The following is a 23,076-nucleotide window of genomic DNA, read 5'->3' as shown; positions in this document are numbered from 1 at the left end:
AAGAGTAGGGAACTGCCAGGCATCAATCAAGAAGAACCCCGTACCGTAAGGTGCGGGGTTTTTTGCTTTTGTTTTTCTCCCTCTCCCTGAAACTTTCTCACCTTCGCCTTGCAGACTCGACATTCCGATCATTTCTGGGTATCGTTAGCTGTCTGGATGTCTAAACGTTTATACGTATACTGTGAGGAAGTAAGGTTATGCCGATTCGGGTGCAGGACGAGCTACCAGCCGTCAATTTCTTACGTGAAGAAAACGTCTTCGTTATGACGGCTTCACGTGCGACAGTTCAGGAAATTCGCCCGCTGAAGGTGCTTATTCTCAATCTGATGCCGAAGAAGATTGAAACTGAAAACCAGTTCCTGCGTTTGCTCTCGAACTCCCCGCTGCAGGTGGATATTCAGCTCCTGCGAATCGATGCCCGAGAGTCGCGTAATACGCCTTCTGAGCACCTGAACACCTTCTACTGCAACTTCGATGACATTCAGGGCGAAAACTTCGACGGACTGATTGTGACCGGTGCCCCGCTGGGTCTGGTTGAATTCAACGATGTTGCCTACTGGCCGCAGATCAAACAGGTGCTGGAGTGGGCAAAAGATCACGTCACGTCGACATTGTTTGTCTGTTGGGCGGTACAAGCCGCTCTGAATATTCTTTATGGCATCCCCAAACAAACCCGCACTGAAAAGCTCTCCGGCGTGTACGAACACCACATTCTCCATCCCCATGCTCTGCTGACGCGCGGGTTTGATGATTCTTTCCTGGCACCGCATTCACGTTATGCCGATTTCCCGGCGCAGCTGATTCGTGATTACACCGATCTGGAGATCCTGGCCGAAACAGAGGATGGCGATGCTTACCTGTTTGCCAGCAAAGATAAACGCATTGCCTTTGTGACCGGACATCCGGAGTACGATCCGCATACCCTCGCGTCAGAGTATTTCCGTGATGTCGAAGCGGGCCTTAACCCGGATGTTCCGTACAACTATTTCCCGAAAAACGATCCACAGAACACACCGAGAGCCACCTGGCGCAGCCACGGGAATTTGCTTTTTACCAACTGGCTCAACTATTACGTCTACCAGATCACGCCATACGATCTGCGTCACATGAATCCGACGCTGGAGTAATCGTCTGCATTAAACGATCCTAAAGCGTTTCAGCTATTCACATCAGGCACCTTCGGGTGCCTTTTTTATTTCCGAAATGCCACTCATCAAGCGAGGTAACTTTAATCTCATTAAAATCAATTGGTTGCCTGTTATTTTAAATTAAAATGGAAATTGTTTTTGATTTTAGAAAAAATGGAGATAGTCTTAATTCTGCTGAGCGAAAACTACCCAACGATCTTTCGTTCGCATCGGGGGCGTGATTTTGGATCTTTGATGAGGAGCAGAGTAATGACTCAACAGGCAACGACGGTCGATGAACTGGCCTTTACCCAGCCGTATGGCGAGCAGGAACAGCAAGTATTGACGGCAGAAGCGGTAGAATTTCTGACTGAACTGGTAACCCGCTTTACGCCACAGCGTAATAAGCTGCTGGCGGCACGCATTCATCAGCAGCAGGAAATTGATAACGGCAAGTTGCCTGGTTTTATTTCGGAAACCGCTTCCATTCGCCGTGGTGAATGGAAAATTCGCGGCATTCCTGACGACTTACAGGATCGTCGCGTTGAGATCACCGGCCCGGTAGAGCGTAAAATGGTGATCAACGCCATGAACGCGAACGTTAAAGTCTTTATGGCCGATTTTGAAGACTCACTGGCACCGGACTGGCGTAAGGTCATCGAGGGTCAGATCAACCTGCGCGATGCCGTGAACGGCACCATCAGCTATACCAACGAAGCCGGTAAAATTTATCAACTCAAACCGAACCCGGCGGTGCTGATCTGTCGCGTACGTGGTCTGCATCTGCCGGAAAAACATGTTACCTGGCGCGGGGAAGCCATTCCGGGAAGCCTGTTTGATTTTGCGCTCTATTTCTTCCACAACTATAAAGCCCTGCTGGCAAAAGGTAGCGGCCCGTATTTCTATCTGCCTAAAACGCAGGCCTGGCAGGAAGCGGCCTGGTGGAGCGAGGTGTTCAGCTATGCGGAAGATCGTTTCAACCTGCCGCGTGGCACCATCAAGGCCACACTGCTGATTGAAACATTGCCCGCAGTGTTCCAGATGAACGAAATTCTCCATGCCCTGCGCGACCACATTGTCGGCCTGAACTGTGGGCGCTGGGACTATATTTTCAGCTACATCAAAACCCTGAAAAACTATCCCGACCGCGTGCTGCCGGATCGCCAGGTCGTCACCATGGATAAACCGTTCCTCAGCGCCTACTCGCGTCTGCTGATCAAAACCTGCCACAAGCGCGGCGCTTTTGCGATGGGCGGTATGGCGGCCTTTATCCCGAGCAAAGATGCTGAGCGTAACAACCAGGTGCTCAATAAAGTGAAAGCCGATAAAGAGCTTGAAGCACGTAACGGCCATGACGGGACGTGGATCGCGCACCCGGGTCTGGCGGATACGGCCATGGAAGTCTTCAACCGCGTACTCGGTGACAACAAAAACCAGCTGTTCGTTACGCGCGAAGAGGATGCCCCAACGGCGGAAGAACAGCTGCTGGCCCCGTGTGCAGGCGAACGTACGGAAGAGGGCATGCGCGCCAATATTCGCGTCGCCGTGCAGTACATCGAAGCGTGGATCTCCGGCAACGGCTGTGTACCGATCTACGGCCTGATGGAAGATGCCGCGACGGCAGAGATCTCACGCACCTCAATCTGGCAGTGGATCCACCATCAAAAAACGCTCAGCAACGGCAAGCCGGTGACCAAATCCCTGTTCCGCCAGATGCTGGCTGAAGAGATGCGGGTGATCCAGGACGAGCTGGGCGAACACCGCTTCAGCAGCGGACGTTTTGACGACGCCGCGCGCCTGATGGAGCAAATCACCACATCAGATGACTTAATCGACTTCCTGACCCTGCCGGGCTACCGCTTCCTGGCGTAACTCACCACATAACAATATGGAGCATCTGCACATGAAAACCCGTACCCAACAAATCGAAGAATTAAAGAAAGAGTGGACACAGCCTCGCTGGGAAGGCATCCGCCGTCCTTATAGCGCGGAAGAGGTGGTGAAATTACGCGGCTCGGTCAATCCGGAATGCACGCTGGCCCAGAACGGTGCGGCGAAAATGTGGAAGCTGCTGCACGGCGGTTCCAAAAAGGGTTATATCAACAGCCTCGGTGCGCTGACCGGCGGTCAGGCACTGCAGCAGGCGAAGGCAGGCATTGAAGCTATTTATCTCTCCGGCTGGCAGGTCGCGGCGGATGCCAACCTGGCGTCCAGCATGTATCCGGATCAGTCGCTCTATCCGGCTAACTCGGTGCCGTCGGTCGTGGATCGGATCAACAACACCTTCCGCCGTGCGGATCAGATCCAGTGGGCCGCAGGTATCGAGCCAAACGATCCGCGCTTTATTGACTACTTCCTGCCGATCGTCGCGGACGCAGAAGCCGGTTTTGGTGGCGTGCTGAACGCATTTGAGCTGATGAAATCGATGATTGAGGCCGGTGCAGCGGCCGTTCACTTCGAAGATCAGCTGGCGTCCGTGAAGAAGTGCGGGCACATGGGCGGAAAAGTTCTCGTCCCGACCCAGGAAGCGATTCAGAAGCTGGTAGCGGCGCGTCTGGCCGCTGACGTGCTCGGCGTGCCGACGCTGGTCATTGCCCGTACCGATGCGGACGCGGCTGACCTGATCACCTCGGACTGCGACCCGTACGACAGCGAGTTTATTACCGGCGAGCGCACCAGCGAAGGGTTCTATCGCACTCATGCGGGCATTGAGCAGGCGATCAGCCGTGGCCTGGCGTACGCCCCATACGCGGACCTGGTCTGGTGTGAAACCTCCACGCCGGATCTGGCGCTGGCAAAACGCTTTGCCGATGCCATCCACGCGAAATACCCGGGCAAACTGCTGGCCTATAACTGCTCGCCGTCCTTCAACTGGCAGAAGAATCTGGACGATAAAACTATCGCCAGCTTCCAGCAGCAGCTGTCCGATATGGGCTACAAGTACCAGTTCATCACCCTGGCGGGTATCCACAGCATGTGGTTCAACATGTTCGACCTGGCCCATGCCTACGCGCAGGGTGAGGGCATGAAGCACTATGTTGAGAAGGTACAGCAGCCAGAATTTGCCGCCGGTAAAGAGGGCTATACCTTCGTTTCACATCAGCAGGAGGTGGGAACCGGCTACTTCGATAACGTGACAACCATCATTCAGGGTGGCGCCTCCTCCGTCACCGCTTTAACGGGATCAACGGAAGAAGCACAGTTCTAATCTTTTCCCCCCTCACCCTAACCCTCTCCCCGAAGGGGAGAGGGGACGGTCTGGTGCAGATCTGTTTCTCCCTCGCCCCATTGGGGAGAGGGCCGGGGTGAGGGGTAAGGGGAATATATGTCGCGTGGTCTGGAATTACTGATTGCCCAAACTATTCTGCAGGGCTTTGATGCCCAGTATGGACGTTTTCTGGAAGTGACCTCCGGCGCCCAGCAGCGCTTTGAACACGCTGACTGGCATGCGGTGCAGCAGGCGATGAAGCAGCGTATCCATCTTTACGACCACCACGTGGGTCTGGTGGTGGAGCAGTTGCGCTGCATTACCGACGGTAAAAGCCCGGATGCGGAATTTTTGCTGCGCGTGAAGGATCATTACACCCATTTGTTACCGGACTACCCGCGCTTCGAGATTGCGGAGAGCTTTTTTAACTCCGTCTATTGCCGGTTATTTGACCACCGCTCATTATCTCCTGAGCGGTTATTTATCTTCAGCTCCCAGCCCGAGCGACGCTTTCGTACCATTCCGCGTCCGCTGGCTAAAGATTTCTTCCCTGATAGCGGATGGGATAAGCTCCTGCATCGTGTGCTAACTGATTTGCCGCTGCGCTTGCCCTGGGAGAATAAAGCCCGGGATATTGGTTATATCCACGCCCATCTTATTGAAACTTTCGGTACGGAGGTGCTCAGCCACAGCCATCTGCAGGTCGCCAATGAGCTTTTCTACCGCAATAAAGCCGCATGGCTGGTCGGTAAACTGATTACACCCTCGGCCATTCTGCCGTTTCTGCTGCCCATCCATCGCACCGATGACGGAGAACTGTTTGTCGATACCTGCCTGACCACCAGCGCGGAGGCCAGCATTGTGTTTGGCTTCGCCCGCTCCTACTTTATGGTCTATGCCCCGTTACCTGCCGCGCTCGTGGAGTGGTTGCGTGAGATCCTGCCGGGCAAAACCACGGCCGAGCTGTATATGGCGATTGGCTGTCAGAAGCACGCCAAAACGGAAAGCTACCGGGAGTACCTGCGCTATGTCACCACCGCCGATGAGCAGTTTATTGAAGCGCCCGGCATTCGCGGCATGGTGATGCTGGTATTTACCCTTCCGGGCTTCGACCGCGTATTTAAGGTGATCAAAGATAAATTCGCGCCGCAGAAAGAGATGACCGCGGCACACGTTCGTGCCTGCTACCAACTGGTGAAGGAGCACGATCGCGTCGGACGCATGGCGGATACTCAGGAGTTCGAAAACTTTGTGCTGGATAAGCAGCAGATCGATCCGGCGCTCATGACCCTTTTACTGCAGGAAGCCCCGGGTAAAATCACCGATCTTGGCGACAAAATCGTAATAAGCCATCTCTATATTGAACGCCGCATGGTGCCGCTGAATATCTGGCTGGAGCAGTCCGAAGGCCAGGCGCTGCGTGATGCCATTGAAGAGTACGGCAACGCGATTCGCCAGCTTGCCGCGGCCAATATTTTCCCCGGCGATATGCTGTTTAAGAACTTCGGCGTCACGCGTCATGGACGCGTGGTGTTCTACGATTACGACGAAATTTGCTACATGACAGAAGTGAATTTCCGCGATATCCCACCGCCCCGTTATCCGGAAGATGAGCTTTCCGGCGAGCCGTGGTACAGCGTCTCACCGGGCGATGTCTTTCCTGAAGAGTTTCGCCACTGGCTGTGCGCTGACCCGCGCATCGGGCCGTTGTTTGAAGAGATGCATGAGGATCTGTTCCGCGCCAGCTACTGGCGGGGACTGCAAACGCGGATCAAAAATGGGCATGTGGAAGATGTCTACGCTTACCGCCGTAAGCAGCGCTTTTGCATCCGGTTTTCAGAGGGCATCATGTAGGCCGGGTAAAGCGAAGCCGCCACCCGGCAATGCATGCCTAACGGATCCCACCATACGCCAGGGTCACCTCTTTCGCCGCCTTAATCACCAGCGCACCCAGCTCGGTGACCCGATCGTCGGTCATGCGGGAAATCGGCCCGGAGATGGAGATGGCGGCAAACGGTTCGCGGTGTTCGTCAAAGATACAGGCTGCGATACAGCGCAGGCCGAGGGCATGTTCTTCGTCATCAAACGAATAGCCACGCTTGCGGGTCAGGGCCAAATCTTCTTTCAGATGCACCGGCGACACCAGCGTAGCGTGCGTGTAGGCATGCAGTCCCTTGCGGTGCAGCAGCCCTGTCACCTGTTCCTCGCTCAGCTGTGACAGAAACGCTTTCCCCGCGCCCGACGCGTGCATCGGCAGCTTGCCGCCAATGGGGGCTGACATGCGCATCAGCTGCGTGCACTGTACCTGGTCAATAATGATCGCCTGATGATCACTCTGGTCGAGTACCGCCAGGTTTACCGTCTCGCCGGAATCTTCCATCAGCTTGCGCAGAATCGGGTGCACAATCGCCAGCAGGTTGCGGCTCTGCAGGAAGCTGCTGCCGACGATAAACGCATGGGCGCCTACCGCCCAGTGCCCCAGCTCGCCGACCTGACGGACAAAGCCCAGCTGTTGCATGGTGGTCAATAGCCGGTGGGTTGTGGAGTTCGGCAGGCCCGCCTGCTGCGCCAGCTCCGTCAGGGCCACGCTGCTGTGCGACTCGGCTATCCACTCCAGCAGCTTCAGACCGCGCGTGAGCGATTGAACCTGTCCGCTCTGTTGTGCGGCGGCGGTGGTGGCAGCAGGTTTTCTGCCGCGTTTAGCGGGAACGGTCGCGACCATGACGATCTCCTTTTTCTGTATCGTGGAAATCATTTTCGTTTTATTTGGTGAATTTGCAACCGTTATCCTGACTGATCGGAGGAGTGATGGTGAACATGTCTCATGTTACCCCTGAGTGACTTTTCCACCCTGCGAGATTGTGCCAGTATGGGATGCAGCCTTTTGGCCTTGTTGAGCGTTGTCGGGAGCAAGTGTGAGCAGCAAAGTAGAGCAACTGCGTGCGCAGTTAAATGAACGAATTCTGGTGCTGGACGGCGGTATGGGCACCATGATCCAGGGCTATCGCCTGAGCGAAGACGATTTCCGCGGCGAACGCTTCGCTGACTGGCCATGCGACCTGAAAGGAAACAACGACCTGCTGGTGCTCAGCAACCCGTCCGTGATCAAGGATATCCACAACGCCTACTTTGAGGCGGGCGCGGATATTATTGAAACCAACACCTTTAACTCGACAACCATCGCCATGGCGGATTACCAGATGGAATCCCTGTCGGCGGAAATCAACTATGAAGCCGCGAAACTGGCGCGCGCCTGTGCCGATGAGTGGACGGCACGCACGCCGGAGAAACCGCGCTACGTTGCAGGGGTGCTGGGTCCCACTAACCGCACCGCGTCGATTTCACCGGACGTGAACGACCCGGCGTTTCGTAATATCACCTTTGACCAGCTGGTCGTGGCCTATCGTGAATCGACCAGAGCGCTGGTGGAAGGCGGTTCCGATCTGATCCTGATTGAAACGGTATTCGACACCCTCAACGCCAAAGCCGCGATTTACGCGGTGAAAGAGGAGTTCGAGGCGCTGGGCGTTGACCTGCCGATCATGATTTCCGGCACCATCACTGACGCCTCGGGCCGTACGCTGTCCGGCCAGACAACTGAAGCGTTTTACAACTCGCTGCGGCATGCGGAGGCCCTCTCCTTCGGCCTGAACTGTGCGCTGGGGCCGGATGAGCTGCGCCAGTACGTGCAGGAGCTGTCGCGTATTGCGGAATGCTACGTCACCGCCCACCCGAACGCCGGTCTGCCGAACGCGTTTGGTGAGTACGATCTGGATGCCGACACCATGGCGGCACAAATTCGCGAATGGGCCGAGTCCGGCTTTCTGAACATCGTCGGCGGCTGCTGCGGCACCACGCCGGCGCACATCGCTGCGATGAGCAACGCCGTAGCCGGACTGCCGCCGCGCAAGCTGCCGGAGCTTCCCGTTGCCTGTCGTCTTTCCGGCCTTGAGCCGTTGACCATCGGCGAAGACAGCCTGTTTGTGAACGTGGGTGAACGTACTAACGTCACCGGCTCGGCGAAGTTCAAGCGCCTGATTAAAGAAGAGAAGTACAGCGAAGCGCTGGACGTCGCCCGCCAGCAGGTGGAGAGCGGCGCTCAGATTATCGATATCAACATGGATGAGGGGATGCTCGACGCCGAAGCGGCGATGGTGCGTTTCCTCAACCTGATTGCCGGTGAGCCGGATATCGCCCGCGTGCCGATCATGATTGACTCCTCCAAATGGGAGGTCATCGAAAAAGGGCTGAAATGCATTCAGGGGAAAGGCATCGTCAACTCCATCTCGATGAAAGAGGGTGTGGATATCTTTATCCACCACGCGAAGATGGTGCGCCGCTACGGGGCCGCTGTGGTGGTGATGGCCTTTGACGAAGTGGGCCAGGCCGACACCCGCGAGCGCAAAATCGAGATTTGCCGCCGCGCGTACAAGATTTTAACCGAAGAGGTGGGCTTCCCACCGGAAGACATCATCTTTGACCCGAATATCTTCGCCGTCGCGACCGGGATTGAAGAGCACAATAACTACGCCCAGGATTTTATTGGCGCGTGTGAAGACATCAAACGCGAGCTGCCGCATGCGCTGATCTCCGGCGGCGTGTCGAACGTCTCGTTCTCGTTCCGCGGTAACGACCCGGTGCGTGAAGCGATTCACGCCGTGTTCCTCTACTACGCCATCCGCAACGGGATGGACATGGGGATCGTCAACGCCGGACAGCTCGCAATTTATGACGACCTGCCTGCGGAGCTACGCGACGCGGTAGAAGACGTGATCCTTAACCGCCGCGACGACGCGACCGAGCGGTTGCTGGATTTGGCCGAAAAATACCGTGGCAGCAAGTCGGATGACGCAGCCAATGTTCAGCAGGCCGAGTGGCGCGCCTGGGACGTGAAAAAACGCCTGGAATATTCGCTGGTCAAAGGCATCACCGAGTTCATCGAACAGGATACCGAAGAGGCGCGTCAGCAGTCAGCCCGTCCGATTGAAGTGATCGAAGGGCCACTGATGGACGGCATGAACGTGGTGGGCGATCTGTTCGGTGAGGGCAAGATGTTCCTGCCCCAGGTGGTGAAGTCTGCCCGCGTAATGAAGCAGGCCGTGGCATACCTGGAGCCGTTTATCGAAGCCAGCAAAGAGCAGGGTTCCAGCAACGGCAAAATGGTCATTGCCACCGTGAAGGGCGACGTGCATGACATCGGCAAGAACATCGTCGGCGTGGTGCTGCAGTGTAATAACTACGAAATTATCGACCTCGGCGTGATGGTCCCGGCGGATAAAATCCTCAGGACCGCGCGCGAAGTGAATGCCGACCTGATTGGCCTCTCCGGGCTGATCACACCGTCGCTGGACGAGATGGTTAACGTGGCGAAAGAGATGGAGCGTCAGGGCTTCACCATTCCGCTGCTGATTGGCGGGGCGACCACCTCTAAAGCGCACACGGCAGTTAAAATCGAACAGAACTACAGCGGCCCGACGGTGTACGTGCAGAACGCCTCGCGCACCGTTGGCGTGGTCTCCGCGCTGCTCTCCGACACCCAGCGCGATGACTTTGTGGCGCGTACCCGTAAAGAGTACGAAACCGTCCGCATCCAGCATTCCCGCAAGAAACCGCGTACGCCACCGGTAACGCTGCAGGCGGCACGCGATAACGATCTGGCCTTTGACTGGTCGAGCTATACGCCGCCGGTGGCCCATCGCCTGGGCGTGCAGGAGGTGACCGCCAGCATCGAAACGCTGCGCAACTACATCGACTGGACTCCGTTCTTTATGACCTGGTCGCTGGCGGGTAAATATCCGCGCATCCTCGAGGATGAGGTGGTCGGTGATGAGGCGAAGCGCTTGTTTAAAGACGCCAACGATATGCTCGATAAGCTCAGCGCAGAGAAAACCCTTAACCCGCGGGGCGTGGTCGGGCTCTTCCCGGCGAACCGCGTGGGCGATGACATCGAAATTTATCGTGATGAAACCCGCACCCATGTGCTGGCGGTCAGCCGCCATCTGCGTCAGCAAACCGAAAAAGTGGGCTTTGCCAACTACTGCCTGGCCGATTTCGTGGCGCCGAAGCTTTCCGGTAAAGCGGATTATATCGGTGCCTTCGCCGTGACCGGTGGTCTGGAAGAAGATGCCCTGGCGGACGCTTTTGAAGCGCAGCACGATGATTACAATAAAATCATGGTGAAAGCGATTGCCGACCGCCTGGCGGAAGCCTTCGCCGAGTACCTGCATGAGCGCGTACGTAAGGTGCATTGGGGCTACGCGGCCAATGAGAACCTCAGCAACGAGGAGCTGATCCGCGAGAACTACCAGGGCATTCGTCCGGCACCGGGTTATCCGGCCTGTCCCGAGCACACCGAAAAAGGCACCATCTGGACATTACTGGACGTAGAGGCGCATACCGGGATGAAGCTTACCGAGTCGTTCGCCATGTGGCCGGGGGCGTCCGTTTCCGGCTGGTACTTCAGCCATCCTGACAGCAAATATTTCGCCGTGGCGCAGCTGCAGCGGGATCAGATTGAAGATTATGCCCTGCGTAAAGGCATGAGCGTTGCTGAAGTGGAGCGCTGGTTAGCACCGAATTTAGGCTACGACGCGGACTGACGTCACTTTTCCTTACAACAAACAGGGCGCTCATTGGGCGCCCTGTCTCTTTCTTACGTTTAAACCCTTATACTGAACCTAAGGAAAACGAATAACGATAAGGAGGAAAACCTTCCGTGCTGACCTTGTTACATCTGCTCTCTGCAGTCGCACTGCTCGTCTGGGGCACCCATATCGTTCGTACCGGCGTGATGCGCGTCTTTGGTGCCCGTTTACGCACCGTTCTCAGCAACAGCGTTGAGAAGAAGCCGCTCGCCTTCTGCGCGGGTATTGGCGTGACGGCACTGGTGCAGAGCAGTAACGCCACAACACTGCTTGTCACCTCCTTTGTGGCGCAGGATCTGGTGGCGCTGGCCCCGGCGCTGGTCATTGTGCTGGGGGCGGACGTGGGTACCGCGCTGATGGCGCGTATCCTGACGTTCGATCTCTCCTGGCTGTCGCCGCTGCTGATTTTCATTGGCGTCATCTTCTTCCTCGGACGCAAACAGACGCGGGCCGGGCAGCTTGGGCGCGTGGGGATTGGCCTTGGGTTGATCCTGCTGGCGCTGGAGCTGATTGTTCAGGCCGTCACCCCTATTACTGAGGCCAACGGTGTTCAGGTCATCTTCGCCTCCCTGACCGGTGACATCATGCTGGACGCGCTGATTGGCGCGGTGTTTGCCATCGTCAGCTACTCCAGCCTGGCCGCCGTGCTGCTGACGGCAACGCTCACCGCCGCCGGGGCGATCTCCTTCCCGGTTGCGCTGTGCCTGGTGATCGGGGCTAACCTCGGCTCTGGCCTGCTGGCGATGCTCAATAACAGCGCCGCCAACGCTGCCGCCCGCCGCGTGGCCCTGGGTAGCCTCCTGTTTAAGCTGGTGGGCAGCCTGATCATTCTGCCGTTTGTCCATCCACTGGCGAACCTGATGGACAACCTCCCGCTGCCGAAGGCGGAGCTGGTGATTTACTTCCACGTCTTCTACAACCTGGTACGTTGCCTGGCGATGGTCCCCTTTGCCGAGCCGATGGCCCGCTTCTGTGAGCGCCTGATCCAGGATGAACCGGAGCTGGATGCGCGCCTGAAACCGAAGCATCTGGATACCTCCGCGCTGGATACGCCGGCGCTGGCGCTGGCGAATGCCGCCCGCGAGACGCTTCGCATGGGCGACGCCATGGAAACCATGCTCGAAGGCTTGCAAAAAGTGATGCACGGTGAGCCGCGAGAAGAGAAAGAGCTGCGCAGGCTGGCGGATGATATCAACGTGCTTTATACCGCCATCAAGCTCTATCTGGCGCGCATACCGCAGGATGAACTGGCGGAGGAGGAGTCCCGCCGCTGGGCGGAAATCATAGAGATGTCGCTTAACCTTGAGCAGGCTTCGGATATTGTGGAGCGGATGGGCAGTGAAATTGCTGACAAATCTCTGGCCGCCCGCCGTGCATTCTCCGTCGAAGGGCTGAAGGAGCTGGAAGCTCTGCACGAACAACTTCTTAGCAACCTGAAGCTGGCGATGCTGGTCTTCTTTTCCAGCGACGTGCCAAGCGCGCGCCGCCTGCGCCGCAACAAGCATCGCTTCCGTATCCTCAACCGCCGCTACTCGCACGCCCACGTTGAGCGTTTGCATCAGCAGAACGTGCAGAGTATTGAGACCAGCTCCCTGCACCTGGGGCTGCTGGGGGATATGAAACGCCTTAACTCATTGTTCTGTGCGGTGGCCTATAGCGTGATGGAACAGCCAGATGAAGATGACGAGCGGGATGACTATTAATCCCCGGCGGGTTTGATTGTGAGCCCAAGACCCAATGCTTTCATGACCGCCAGCGTGGTTTTAAGCGTTGGGTTCCCCTTATCACTAAATGATCGGTACAGTTGTTCTCGTGACAGGCCAGTTTGCTGTGAAATGGTCGACATCCCTTTCGCTCGCGCGATGACGCCCAAAGCTTTAGCAATATACGCTGAGTCACCAGTTTCTAATGCATCAGCCATAAACACGGCTATTTCCTCATCATCCACCAACGCGATGGCTGGATCGTAGGGTGTTAATTTATGCATGCTCATTCACTCCTGCCATTGGGATACATTGCTCAGCATTTTTGCCATAAGTATGTCTCTGGCCTGGCTGCTTTTGTCACCACCACACAACAGCACGATGATGCAATTGCCCTGGTCTTTAAAATAGATTCTGTAGCCCGGACCAAAGTGGATCCTCAGCTCGCATATACCTTCCCCCACGGGTTTTATGTCGCCCGCTAAGCCATTTGCCAACCGAAAGAGGCGGGAAGCGATAATGGTCCTTGCTCGCCGATCTTTTAAGTTTTGCTCCCAGCGTCGGAAGGATTCTGTCTGAACGATCTCCTTCATATTACTCCCTGTGATTTATAAACTACAAATAAATGTATGTGGGGAGTAAAGCTAAAAGGAGTTAGCTCAAGGATAAATGGCCTGACGCTAAATCCTGAAAGTGTCTCGCAAACTAAAAAACCCGTCTCAGTTACCGTCGGCTAATCTTTTTTTCCAGCCCAAACCTAAGGTATATTTCGCCTTCACAGGAGAAACTATGCTGCCAACTCAATCAACCCGATTAAACAAATACATTAGCGAGAGCGGGATCTGCTCACGTCGCGAGGCGGACCGTTACATTGAACAGGGTAACGTGTTCCTCAACGGCAAACGCGCCACGATTGGTGACCAGGTGATGCCTGGCGACGTGGTAAAAGTGAATGGTCAGCTCATCGAACCTCGCGATGCTGAAGACCTGGTGTTTATCGCGTTGAATAAACCGGTTGGGATTGTCAGCACCACGGAAGATGGCGAGCGGGATAACATTGTTGATTTCGTGAACCACAGCAGCCGTATCTTCCCGATCGGCCGTCTGGATAAAGACTCTCAGGGGCTGATTTTCCTCACCAACCACGGCGATCTGGTCAACAAAATCCTGCGTGCCGGTAACGATCACGAGAAAGAGTACATTGTGACGGTGAATAAGCCGGTCACGGACGAGTTTATTCGCGGCATGGGCGCCGGTGTGCCGATCCTTGGGACCGTCACGAAAAAGTGTAAGGTGAAGAAAGAGGCGCCGTTCGCGTTCCGCATTACTCTGGTGCAGGGCTTAAACCGCCAGATCCGCCGTATGTGTGAATACTTTGGCTATGAAGTGACGAAGCTTGAGCGTACCCGCATCATGAACGTCAGCCTGTCCGGTATCCCGCTGGGCGAGTGGCGTGACTTGACGGATGATGAACTGATTGAGCTGTTCAGGCTTATCGAGAACTCCTCGTCCGAAGCGAAGCCGAAGGCCAAAGCGAAACCGAAAACCCAGGCGATTAAGCGCCCGGTGGTCAAGGCGCCACAGGCGGAAGAGAAAGGACGCGGCAAACCGGGTAACGGCAAACGCTTTACCCAGCCGGGGCGTAAAAAGAAGGGGCGTTAAGCCCCTTTTTTCCCCGGCTTGCGCGTGCGGAGAGCGTAGGTCGGGTAAGCGTAGCGCCACCCGACTGTTAAAGACGATATTCGCCAGTTTCCTGTGGCTTTTCTTCTATCGGTTTTCCTGACCAGTAGCCCGCCAGCAGCGAACCGGACAGGTTATGCCAGACGGAGAACAGGGCTCCCGGCAGTGCCGCCAGCGGTGAAAAGTAAATTTTCCCGAGCGCTGCCGCCAGGCCGGAGTTCTGCATGCCTACCTCGATTGCCAGCGTGCGGCAGGTCGATTCGTCAAAGCCAAACAGTTTCCCGCCCCAGTAGCCGCCCAGCAGGCCGATGGTGTTATGCAGCACCACAGCGACGATTACCACAAACCCCACGGAAGCAATGTGCGACGCGGAGCCCGCCACCACGGCGCTGATTATGGCCAGAATACAGACCATCGAAAAGGCAGGCAGATACGGCTCAACCGCTTTCACCACGCGCGGGAAGAGATGGTGAATGACCAGGCCCAGCGCAATCGGGATCACCACGATTTGCAGAATGCTCACCAGCATGCCCATCACATCCACCTGAATATGCGCGTCCACGTACAGGCGGGTTAACAGCGGTGTGGCAATTACGCCCACCAGGGTTGAGACGGAAGAGATAGTGACGGAAAGCGCCACGTCGCCTTTCGCAAGAAAGATCATCACGTTAGACGCCGTGCCGCTGGCCACGCTACCCACCAGCACCATCCCGGCGGAGAGGTCGGGCGGCATCTTAAAGGCCATAGCCAGCAGCCACGCCGCAAGCGGCATCACCAGGTAGTGCAGGAAAATCCCTGCTGCGACAGGCGCCGGGCGGGACAGCACGCGTTTGAAGTCGTCGATTTTCAGGTGGACACCCATACCGAACATGATCAACATCAGCAGCGTGGTGACCCACGGACCAATGCTCGTGAACGTAGCGGGAGTGTAATACGCGAGTACGGAGAGCAGCAGTGCCCAGAGCGGGAACAGCCGGGTAATGGCGGATAACATAGTGGATTCCTTGCAGTATTGTCGTGTTGTTTAGTTATGAAAAAGCCGGGTCTGTGCCCGGCTTGTAGATAATGTTTATCGTGCTAACGAATTTTATTCAAACAAATTCTGATGAAGTTTCTGCACCACCTGCTCGGCCTGATCGGCAGGCACCAGGAAGCAGAGGTTATAGCTGGACGCGCCGTAGCAAATCATACGGATATTGAACGGGTCGAGCACGCCGAACACTTCTTTGCCCACGCCGCAGGCGCGGGACAGTTTGTTGCCGATGATGGCTACCAGCGCCAGGTCTTCTTCCACTTCCACGCGGCACAGCTCAGACAGCTCAATCAGCAGCGACTGTGTCAGCAGGGTGTCACCGGTGGAGGTAGAGCCGGTGGTGTCCAGCGTCAGCGCAATGCTCACTTCAGAAGTGGTGATCAGATCCACGGAGATATTATGGCGCGCCAGAATGCCAAACACTTCCGCCAGGAAACCGCGCGAGTGCAGCATATTGTGGCTGTGGAGCGTCACCAGCGTCTGGCGACGGCGCAGGGCCAGCGCGCGGAACAGCGGTGGGTTTTCCGTTTTCTTGCAGACCAGCGTACCGCCCGCTTTCGGATCTTTACTGGAGCCGACGAACACCGGAATATCGCTGCGCACGGCCGGCAGCAGCGTGGCAGGGTGCAGCACTTTCGCGCCGAAGGTGGCCATTTCCGCCGCCTCTTCAAAAGCGATGACATCAATACGTTTGGCCGCAGAAACGACGCGCGGATCGGTGGTGTAAATGCCCGGAACGTCAGTCCAGATATCGACGCGGGTGGCATGCAGGGCTTCGCCCAGCAGCGCGGCGGTATAGTCGCTGCCGCCACGGCCAAGCGTTGTTGTGCGCCCTTTTGCTTCACTGCCGATAAAACCCTGGGTGATCACAATGCCATCGGCCAGGCGTGGGGCCAGCTGCTGAGTGGTCAGCTCGGCCAGCGCTTCTACGTCCGGCTCGGCGCGGCCAAAGCGATCGCTGGTACGCATCACTTTGCGCACGTCAAACCACTGCGCCGGAATATTACGTTCGCGCATGATTTCCACGAACAGCAGGGTGGACATCAGTTCACCGTGGCTGACCAGCTCGTCTGTCAGGGCGGTGGAGGTTGCCAGAGAGGCCGCTTCGGCCAGCGTGGTGATATTTTCCAGCAGACGTTCCACTTCCTCCCGGATGACGTTCGGGTTCTGCAGACGTTCAAGGATGTCGAACTGAATTTTGCGCAGTGCATCCAGCTTAACGAAACGTTCTGTCGCTTCCAGTCCTTCAGACAGAGAAACCAGCAGGTTCGTCACGCCGGCAGAGGCGGAAAGCACCACCAGGCGGGTATTCGGATCGGCCAGCACCACATCGGCGCTGCGGTTCATGGCATCGTAATCGGCCACACTGGTGCCGCCAAATTTGGCGACCACAAAACTCGTCATAACAACCTCGTGTCAGGGAATGAATAAGCGACCATGGCACAAGAATGAAACGAAAACAGGTGCAGGCGCAAAATACGGCCCTATAAATAAAATGTGGGGGAGGTCCTGTCAATGCTGGGATTATGCGGATTTTTTATGGGGGGGTACCCCTGAGAAACAGGACTTATAACAGGGCCAGATTTTATGCTCCGTTTTAGGGCTTTTTGACCGACATTTCGCCGCCGCAGAAGGGCAATACAGCAGCTATACTTTTCGGGTCTTTTCACCTGTGTTTGATGCAGGCCAGGGCAATGGCATAAAAACCATCACAATTTTTATTTGCAGGCGCTACAATCGACCGCAGTCACAATTCTCAAATCAGAAGAGTATTGCTAATGAAAAACATCAACCCAACGCAGACCGCTGCCTGGCAGGCACTCCAGAAACATTTTGATGAAATGAAAGACGTCACCATCGCGGATCTGTTCGCGAAAGATGCCGATCGTTTCAATAAGTTCTCCGCGACTTTTGATGACCTGATGCTGGTGGATTTCTCCAAAAACCGTATCACCGAAGAGACGCTGGCAAAACTGCAGGATCTGGCGAAAGAGACTGAACTGGCCGACGCCATCAAATCCATGTTCTCCGGTGAGAAGATCAACCGCACCGAAGACCGTGCCGTGCTGCATGTGGCCCTGCGTAACCGTAGCAATACCCCAATCATCGTCGACGGCAAAGACGTGATGCCGGAAGTGAATGCGGTGCTGGAAAAGATGAAAGCCTTCTCTGAAGCGATCATCTCCGGAAGCTGGAAAGGTTACACCGGCAAACCGATCACCGACGTGGTTAACATCGGTATCGGCGGTTCTGACCTCGGTCCGTTCATGGTGACCGAAGCGCTGCGCCCGTACAAAAACCACCTCAACATGCACTTTGTCTCGAACGTTGATGGTACCCACATCGCCGAAGTGCTGAAAAACGTGAACCCGGAAACCACCCTGTTCCTGGTCGCGTCTAAAACCTTTACCACCCAGGAAACCATGACCAACGCCCACAGCGCGCGCGACTGGTTCCTGAAAACCGCGGGCGACAACAAGCACGTGGCGAAACACTTCGCGGCGCTGTCCACCAACGGTAAAGCGGTCAGCGAGTTCGGTATCGATACCGCGAATATGTTTGAGTTCTGGGACTGGGTTGGCGGCCGTTACTCTCTGTGGTCCGCGATCGGTCTGTCCATCATCCTGTCCGTGGGCTTCGACAATTTCGTTGAGCTGCTCTCCGGCGCGCACGCGATGGATAAACACTTCTCCACCACCGCACCTGAGAAAAACCTGCCGGTGCTGCTGGCGCTGATCGGTATCTGGTACAACAACTTCTTCGGTGCCGAAACCGAAGCGATCCTGCCGTATGACCAGTACATGCACCGCTTTGCTGCTTACTTCCAGCAGGGCAACATGGAATCCAACGGTAAATATGTTGACCGTAACGGCAACGCGGTGGATTACCAGACCGGGCCAATCATCTGGGGCGAGCCGGGTACTAACGGCCAGCATGCCTTCTACCAGCTGATTCACCAGGGCACCAAAATGGTACCGTGCGATTTCATCGCCCCGGCTATCACCCATAACCCGCTGTCCGACCATCATCCGAAGCTGCTGTCGAACTTCTTCGCCCAGACCGAAGCGCTGGCGTTTGGTAAATCTCGTGAGGTGGTTGAGCAGGAATACCGCGACCAGGGTAAAGATCCGGCCACGCTGGACCACGTTGTCCCGTTCAAAGTGTTCGAAGGCAACCGTCCAACCAACTCCATCCTGCTGCGCGAAATCACGCCGTTCAGCCTGGGTGCGCTGATTGCCCTGTATGAGCACAAAATCTTTACTCAGGGCGCGATCCTGAACATCTTCACCTTTGACCAGTGGGGCGTTGAGCTGGGCAAACAGCTGGCAAACCGTATCCTGCCAGAGTTGGGTGACGATAACGCGATCACCAGCCACGACAGCTCGACCAATGGCTTGATTAACCGTTATAAAGCATGGCGTGCGTAATTAAATTGTCATGAAAATGTGCCGGCGATATGCCGGCATTTTTTTATCAGATAATTCCTGATGTCTGTTATTTAGCCCAAATTCCTGTACTGAGTTTAATCTGAAAAAAGCCGTTAACCCGTTAATGACTGAGGTTTACTTTAGGAATATACGGATAACGACATAGTCACTTTTTAATTCTATCTTATTGATTTATATGTTTTCTATATTTGGTTAATTGCTCTTATCTTTCAATTTTATCCATTAGTCTGAAAACCCCTTTCCTATTTCCCCGGACGGCAAACCCACGGCGGGAGTTGTGTATACTCGAATCCGCCTGAAATTCTTTTTGGGCAAATCTCCATTCATTCAATGAAGGGAAATTCTTATGAAGAAAGTACTGTATGGCATTTTTGCCATATCTGCGCTTGCGGCGACATCTGTTTATGCAGCTCCGGTTCAGGTCGGGGAAGCGGCAGGTTCGGCTGCGACGTCTGCGTCTGCGGGAAGTTCTACCGCGGCCAGCGCCAGCACCGTAAGTTCAGCCGTGGGTGTCGCGCTGGCGGCAACCGGTGGCGGTGATGGCTCCAATACCGGAACCACGACCACCACGACAACCAGCACCCAGTAATAGCGGGTGTTTTAATCATAACCACACTTCGGTGTGGTTATTCTGGCTTTTCAGTAGCCTTCGGGACCTGTCGGCCGGGTACGAGCAGCGCCACCCGGCAATAATGCGGAGAAGAGTCGTGAAGCGACCTGGGATCATCCTGATTTGCCTGCTGTTGCAGGCGTGCTCGGCCACCACCCAAGGGCTGGGAAACTCACTGTGGGAGAGCATGTTCGGCACACCGGGCGTGCATCTTACCGATGACGAACTGCAAAACATGCCGTATGCCAGCCAGTACATGCAGCTTAACGATGGCCCGCAACTGTTTGTGGTGCTCGCTTTCGATGAAAACGGGCAGCAGAAATGGGTGACGCAGGATCAGGCCACCATCGTGACGCAGCACGGTCGTATCGTAAAAACCCTGTTGGGGGGCGATAACCTGCTTGAGGTGAATAACCTCGCGGCCGACCCGCTGATCAAACCGAACCAGATTACCGACGGCGCAAGCTGGACGCGTACGATGGGCTGGACCGAACATAAGCAGGTGCGTTACGCCACGGCACGTTCAACCTTCCGCTGGAACGGCACGGACAGCGTCAGCGTGGGCAGCGATGAAACCCGTGTCCGCGTGCTGGATGAAGAGGTCGTCACCGATCAGGCCACCTGGCATAACCGTTTCTGGATCGACGATGACGGGCAGATCCGCCAGTCCCTGCAGTATCTCGGCGCCGGATTCTTCCCGGTCAAAACCACGCTGATCAAGGCCGCGAAATCATGAAAACACTTATTCGCGTTGCGCTGATCGCAAGCTTTACCACACCGCTCGCATGGTCTGCCGGAACGGTGAAGGTCTATACCCCGGAGAGCACGCAGCCTAAAACGTTGACCAATGCCGGTCATCTTATCGATCTCGTCGGCCAGCCACGTCTGGCAAACAGCTGGTGGTCGGGCGCGGTCATCGCTGAACGCCAGAAGACTGCTGAAGCGGAACAACAGCACAAGGCGCTTCTCGCCAGGCTTACGGGGTTAGCGGAGCAGGAAGACGGTGATGACGCGGCAGCGATTAACAGCGTTCGCCAGCAGCTTCAGGCTCTGAAGATAACAGGACGGCTGCAGGTCAATCTCGATCCGGATGACGTGCGGGTGTCGGAGAACGGCAACCCGGCGCTGGAAGGCGATTACACGCTCTGGCTACCGGCACAGCCTGCCACCATTACCGTCTTCGGACTGATCAGCAGCCCGGGTAACAAGCCTTTTACGCCGGGTCGCGATGTGGCGAGCTATCTTGACGAGCAAAGCCTGCTGAGCGGAGCGGACAACAGCTACGCCTGGGTGGTTTACCCGGACGGGCACACGCAAAAAGCCCCGGTTGCTTACTGGAACAAGCGCCATATCGAACCTGCGCCTGGCAGCGTGATTTTTGTCGGTTTTGCCGACCATTTCTGGACGAAGGCCTATGACGGGCTCAACGCCGATATCCTTCACTCCCTGATTCAGCGGATACCGGAATAATGAAAAGAACCTATCTCTACAGCATGCTGGCGCTCTGCGTGAGCGCCGCCTGCCACGCAGAAACGTATCCGGCACCCATTGGCCCGTCTCAGTCAGACTTCGGTGGCGTCGGTTTAATGCAGACACCCACCGCGCGAATGGCGCGTGAAGGTGAGCTGAGCCTTAACTACCGCGATAACGACCAGTATCGCTACTACTCGGCCTCTGTGCAGCTGTTCCCGTGGCTTGAAACCACGCTGCGCTACACCGACGTGCGCACCAAAAAATACAGCAGCGTTGAGTCCTTCTCTGGCGATCAGACCTACAAAGATAAAGCCTTCGACGTCAAACTGCGTCTGTGGGAAGAGAGCTACTGGATGCCGCAGGTCTCCGTTGGCGCGCGTGATATCGGCGGTACCGGTCTGTTTGATGCGGAATACGTCGTCGCCAGCAAAGCCTGGGGACCGTTCGACTTCTCGCTCGGCCTGGGATGGGGCTATCTGGGCACCAGCGGTAACGTGACCAACCCGTTCTGCTCCTACAGCGATAAATACTGCTACCGCGATAACAGCTATCAGAAAGCGGGATCCATCAATGGCGACCAGATGTTCCACGGCCCGGCGTCGCTGTTTGGCGGTGTGGAATATCAGACCCCCTGGCAGCCGCTGCGCCTGAAGCTGGAGTACGAAGGTAATAACTACTCGCAGGATTTCGCCGGGAAGATTGAGCAGAAGAGCAAGTTTAACGTCGGCGCCGTTTATCGCGTCACTGACTGGGCTGACGTTAACCTCAGCTACGAGCGTGGCAATACGGTGATGTTTGGCTTCACGCTGCGCACCAACTTTAACGACATGCGTCCGCACTACAACGACAACGCGCGGCCTGCATACCAGCCGGAGCCGCAGGATGCGATCCTGCAGCACTCCGTGGTGGCAAACCAGCTGACGTTGCTGAAATACAACGCAGGCCTCGCCGATCCGAAAATTCAGGTCAAAGGGGATACGCTGTACGTCACCGGTGAGCAGGTGAAATATCGCGACTCGCGGGAAGGGATCGAGCGCGCCAACCGGATCATCATGAACGATCTGCCGGACGGGATCCGTACGATCCGCGTGACGGAGAACCGTCTCAACCTGCCGCAGGTGACAACGGAAACGGACGTCGCCAGCCTCAAGCGCCATCTGGAAGGCGAACCACTGGGGCATGAAACCGAACTGGTGCAAAAACGCGTTGAGCCGATCGTGCCGGACACTACCGAACAGGGCTGGTATATCGATAAATCGCGCTTTGATTTCCATATCGATCCGGTGCTGAACCAGTCCGTCGGCGGGCCGGAAAACTTCTACATGTATCAGCTCGGGGTCATGGCGACGGCGGATCTGTGGCTCACCGACCACCTGCTGACCACCGGCAGCCTGTTTGGCAACATCGCCAACAACTACGACAAGTTCAACTACACCAACCCGCCAAAAGACTCGACGCTGCCGCGCGTGCGTACCCGCGTGCGTGAATATGTGCAGAACGATGCCTACGTGAACAACCTGCAGGCCAACTACTTCCAGTACTTCGGCAACGGCTTCTACGGCCAGGTTTACGGGGGGTACCTGGAAACCATGTACGGCGGCGCGGGGGCGGAAGTGCTGTATCGTCCGGTGGACAGCAACTGGGCGTTTGGTATTGATGCCAACTACGTCAAGCAGCGTGACTGGCGCAGCGCGCAGGACATGATGAAGTTCACCGACTACAGCGTCAAAACGGGCCATCTGACCGCCTACTGGACGCCGTCGTTTGCCCCTGATGTGCTGGTAAAAGCCAGCGTCGGTCAGTACCTGGCGGGCGATAAGGGCGGCACGCTGGATATCTCTAAACACTTCGACAGCGGCGTGGTCGTGGGCGGTTACGCCACCATCACCAACGTCTCGCCGGACGAATACGGGGAAGGGGACTTCACCAAAGGGGTGTATGTGTCGATTCCGCTGGATCTCTTCTCGTCAGGCCCAACCCGCAGCCGTGCGGCCATTGGCTGGACGCCGCTGACGCGTGACGGCGGTCAGCAGCTGGGTCGTAAGTTCCAGCTGTACGACATGACCAGCGATAAGAATATTAACTTCCGCTGATGCCTGATTGCCGGGCGGCACTGCGTTGGCCCGGCCTACGGTTTCGTAGGCCCGGT

General features: G+C 56.2%; 17 protein-coding genes. 12 read left to right on the top strand and 5 right to left on the bottom strand.

Annotation, left to right across the window (positions count from 1 at the left end; translation table 11 throughout):
* Window positions 1-197: 197 nt before the first annotated feature.
* The 4 genes from metA to aceK all read left to right on the top strand — a co-directional run bounded on the left by metA (window position 198) and on the right by aceK (window position 6,189).
* Window positions 198-1,127 (top strand): homoserine O-acetyltransferase MetA, encoded by a 930-nt coding sequence (gene metA / locus C5687_RS04975; RefSeq protein WP_045286164.1) that lies wholly within the window; start codon window positions 198-200, stop codon window positions 1,125-1,127.
* A gap of 270 nt (window positions 1,128-1,397) precedes the next feature.
* Window positions 1,398-2,999 carry a malate synthase A gene (aceB, locus tag C5687_RS04970; protein WP_045286165.1) on the top strand — a complete coding sequence of 534 codons (1,602 nt, stop codon included), beginning with the start codon at window positions 1,398-1,400 and terminating at the stop codon, window positions 2,997-2,999.
* Window positions 3,000-3,030: 31 nt separating this feature from the next.
* The gene (aceA, locus tag C5687_RS04965) at window positions 3,031-4,335 is read left to right on the top strand and encodes an isocitrate lyase (RefSeq protein WP_045286166.1); all 1,305 of its coding nucleotides are present in this window, start codon (window positions 3,031-3,033) and stop codon (window positions 4,333-4,335) included.
* A gap of 117 nt (window positions 4,336-4,452) precedes the next feature.
* Entirely contained in the window at window positions 4,453-6,189 is a 1,737-nt protein-coding gene (gene aceK, locus C5687_RS04960; RefSeq protein ID WP_047957516.1) for a bifunctional isocitrate dehydrogenase kinase/phosphatase, read from the top strand.
* Window positions 6,190-6,226: 37 nt separating this feature from the next.
* Here aceK and iclR read toward each other — a convergent pair whose 3' ends face one another.
* Entirely contained in the window at window positions 6,227-7,057 is an 831-nt protein-coding gene (iclR, locus tag C5687_RS04955) for a glyoxylate bypass operon transcriptional repressor IclR (protein ID WP_047957517.1), read from the bottom strand.
* A gap of 193 nt (window positions 7,058-7,250) precedes the next feature.
* On the opposite strand from iclR, the gene metH reads away from it, so the two are divergent.
* Both metH and C5687_RS04945 read left to right on the top strand, forming a co-directional pair.
* Complete coding sequence (gene metH / locus C5687_RS04950) at window positions 7,251-10,934, top strand: methionine synthase (RefSeq protein ID WP_104556516.1); 3,684 nt, start codon at window positions 7,251-7,253, stop codon at window positions 10,932-10,934.
* Between the two features lie 116 nt (window positions 10,935-11,050).
* Window positions 11,051-12,682, top strand: a complete 1,632-nt coding sequence (locus C5687_RS04945) for a Na/Pi cotransporter family protein (RefSeq protein WP_104556515.1) — start codon at window positions 11,051-11,053, stop codon at window positions 12,680-12,682.
* On the opposite strand, the gene C5687_RS04940 is transcribed toward C5687_RS04945, so the two are convergent.
* Both C5687_RS04940 and C5687_RS04935 read right to left on the bottom strand, forming a co-directional pair.
* A complete protein-coding gene (locus C5687_RS04940) occupies window positions 12,679-12,966 on the bottom strand; it encodes an addiction module antidote protein (RefSeq protein WP_013095028.1) in 288 nt (95 codons plus the stop codon). The genes C5687_RS04945 and C5687_RS04940 overlap by 4 nt on opposite strands.
* Window positions 12,967-12,972: 6 nt before the next feature.
* Window positions 12,973-13,275 (bottom strand): type II toxin-antitoxin system RelE/ParE family toxin, encoded by a 303-nt coding sequence (locus C5687_RS04935; RefSeq protein WP_029882644.1) that lies wholly within the window; start codon window positions 13,273-13,275, stop codon window positions 12,973-12,975.
* A gap of 196 nt (window positions 13,276-13,471) precedes the next feature.
* Here C5687_RS04935 and rluF point away from each other — a divergent pair, with 196 nt between their 5' ends.
* Window positions 13,472-14,344: a 23S rRNA pseudouridine(2604) synthase RluF gene (rluF, locus tag C5687_RS04930; RefSeq protein ID WP_059386230.1), complete on the top strand. Its 873-nt coding sequence runs from the start codon at window positions 13,472-13,474 to the stop codon at window positions 14,342-14,344.
* Between the two features lie 67 nt (window positions 14,345-14,411).
* On the opposite strand, the gene panS is transcribed toward rluF, so the two are convergent.
* Together panS and lysC are read right to left on the bottom strand one after the other, a co-directional pair.
* On the bottom strand, window positions 14,412-15,356 hold the full coding sequence (gene panS / locus C5687_RS04925; protein WP_104556514.1) for a ketopantoate/pantoate/pantothenate transporter PanS: 945 nt from the start codon (window positions 15,354-15,356) through the stop codon (window positions 14,412-14,414).
* Window positions 15,357-15,449: 93 nt separating this feature from the next.
* Window positions 15,450-16,799: a lysine-sensitive aspartokinase 3 gene (gene lysC / locus C5687_RS04920; protein WP_045286172.1), complete on the bottom strand. Its 1,350-nt coding sequence runs from the start codon at window positions 16,797-16,799 to the stop codon at window positions 15,450-15,452.
* Window positions 16,800-17,173: 374 nt separating this feature from the next.
* On the opposite strand from lysC, the gene pgi reads away from it, so the two are divergent.
* From pgi to C5687_RS04895, 5 genes are all read left to right on the top strand, one after another.
* Window positions 17,174-18,823 carry a glucose-6-phosphate isomerase gene (gene pgi, locus C5687_RS04915; RefSeq protein ID WP_094919312.1) on the top strand — a complete coding sequence of 550 codons (1,650 nt, stop codon included), beginning with the start codon at window positions 17,174-17,176 and terminating at the stop codon, window positions 18,821-18,823.
* 367 nt (window positions 18,824-19,190) lie between these two features.
* A complete protein-coding gene (gene yjbE, locus C5687_RS04910; RefSeq protein ID WP_008503423.1) occupies window positions 19,191-19,433 on the top strand; it encodes an exopolysaccharide production protein YjbE in 243 nt (80 codons plus the stop codon).
* A 118-nt stretch (window positions 19,434-19,551) separates the two neighbouring features.
* Window positions 19,552-20,190 carry a YjbF family lipoprotein gene (locus tag C5687_RS04905; RefSeq protein WP_104556513.1) on the top strand — a complete coding sequence of 213 codons (639 nt, stop codon included), beginning with the start codon at window positions 19,552-19,554 and terminating at the stop codon, window positions 20,188-20,190.
* A complete protein-coding gene (locus tag C5687_RS04900) occupies window positions 20,187-20,924 on the top strand; it encodes a capsule biosynthesis GfcC family protein (protein ID WP_047957522.1) in 738 nt (245 codons plus the stop codon). Before C5687_RS04905 ends, C5687_RS04900 begins: the two co-directional genes overlap by 4 nt.
* Window positions 20,924-23,020: a YjbH domain-containing protein gene (locus tag C5687_RS04895; RefSeq protein ID WP_104556512.1), complete on the top strand. Its 2,097-nt coding sequence runs from the start codon at window positions 20,924-20,926 to the stop codon at window positions 23,018-23,020. The genes C5687_RS04900 and C5687_RS04895 overlap by 1 nt, the downstream gene beginning before the upstream one ends.
* The last annotated feature ends 56 nt before the right edge of the window (window positions 23,021-23,076 follow it).

The organism is Enterobacter sichuanensis (assembly GCF_002939185.1).
Classification (GTDB): domain Bacteria; phylum Pseudomonadota; class Gammaproteobacteria; order Enterobacterales; family Enterobacteriaceae; genus Enterobacter; species Enterobacter sichuanensis.
The sequence above is the reverse complement of the archived record's forward strand: the minus strand, read 5'-3'. Positions and strand labels throughout refer to the sequence as shown.

What these genes read in the sequence shown, in the direction of transcription:
- metA (WP_045286164.1), top strand. Translation starts at nt 198, where the DNA reads ATGCCGATTCGGGTGCAGGACGAGCTACCAGCCGTCAATTTCTTACGT.
- aceB (WP_045286165.1), top strand. Translation starts at nt 1,398, where the DNA reads ATGACTCAACAGGCAACGACGGTCGATGAACTGGCCTTTACCCAGCCG.
- aceA (WP_045286166.1), top strand. Translation starts at nt 3,031, where the DNA reads ATGAAAACCCGTACCCAACAAATCGAAGAATTAAAGAAAGAGTGGACA.
- aceK (WP_047957516.1), top strand. Translation starts at nt 4,453, where the DNA reads ATGTCGCGTGGTCTGGAATTACTGATTGCCCAAACTATTCTGCAGGGC.
- iclR (WP_047957517.1), bottom strand. Translation starts at nt 7,057, where the DNA reads ATGGTCGCGACCGTTCCCGCTAAACGCGGCAGAAAACCTGCTGCCACC.
- C5687_RS04940 (WP_013095028.1), bottom strand. Translation starts at nt 12,966, where the DNA reads ATGCATAAATTAACACCCTACGATCCAGCCATCGCGTTGGTGGATGAT.
- C5687_RS04935 (WP_029882644.1), bottom strand. Translation starts at nt 13,275, where the DNA reads ATGAAGGAGATCGTTCAGACAGAATCCTTCCGACGCTGGGAGCAAAAC.
- rluF (WP_059386230.1), top strand. Translation starts at nt 13,472, where the DNA reads ATGCTGCCAACTCAATCAACCCGATTAAACAAATACATTAGCGAGAGC.
- panS (WP_104556514.1), bottom strand. Translation starts at nt 15,356, where the DNA reads ATGTTATCCGCCATTACCCGGCTGTTCCCGCTCTGGGCACTGCTGCTC.
- lysC (WP_045286172.1), bottom strand. Translation starts at nt 16,799, where the DNA reads ATGACGAGTTTTGTGGTCGCCAAATTTGGCGGCACCAGTGTGGCCGAT.
- pgi (WP_094919312.1), top strand. Translation starts at nt 17,174, where the DNA reads ATGAAAAACATCAACCCAACGCAGACCGCTGCCTGGCAGGCACTCCAG.
- yjbE (WP_008503423.1), top strand. Translation starts at nt 19,191, where the DNA reads ATGAAGAAAGTACTGTATGGCATTTTTGCCATATCTGCGCTTGCGGCG.
- C5687_RS04900 (WP_047957522.1), top strand. Translation starts at nt 20,187, where the DNA reads ATGAAAACACTTATTCGCGTTGCGCTGATCGCAAGCTTTACCACACCG.
- C5687_RS04895 (WP_104556512.1), top strand. Translation starts at nt 20,924, where the DNA reads ATGAAAAGAACCTATCTCTACAGCATGCTGGCGCTCTGCGTGAGCGCC.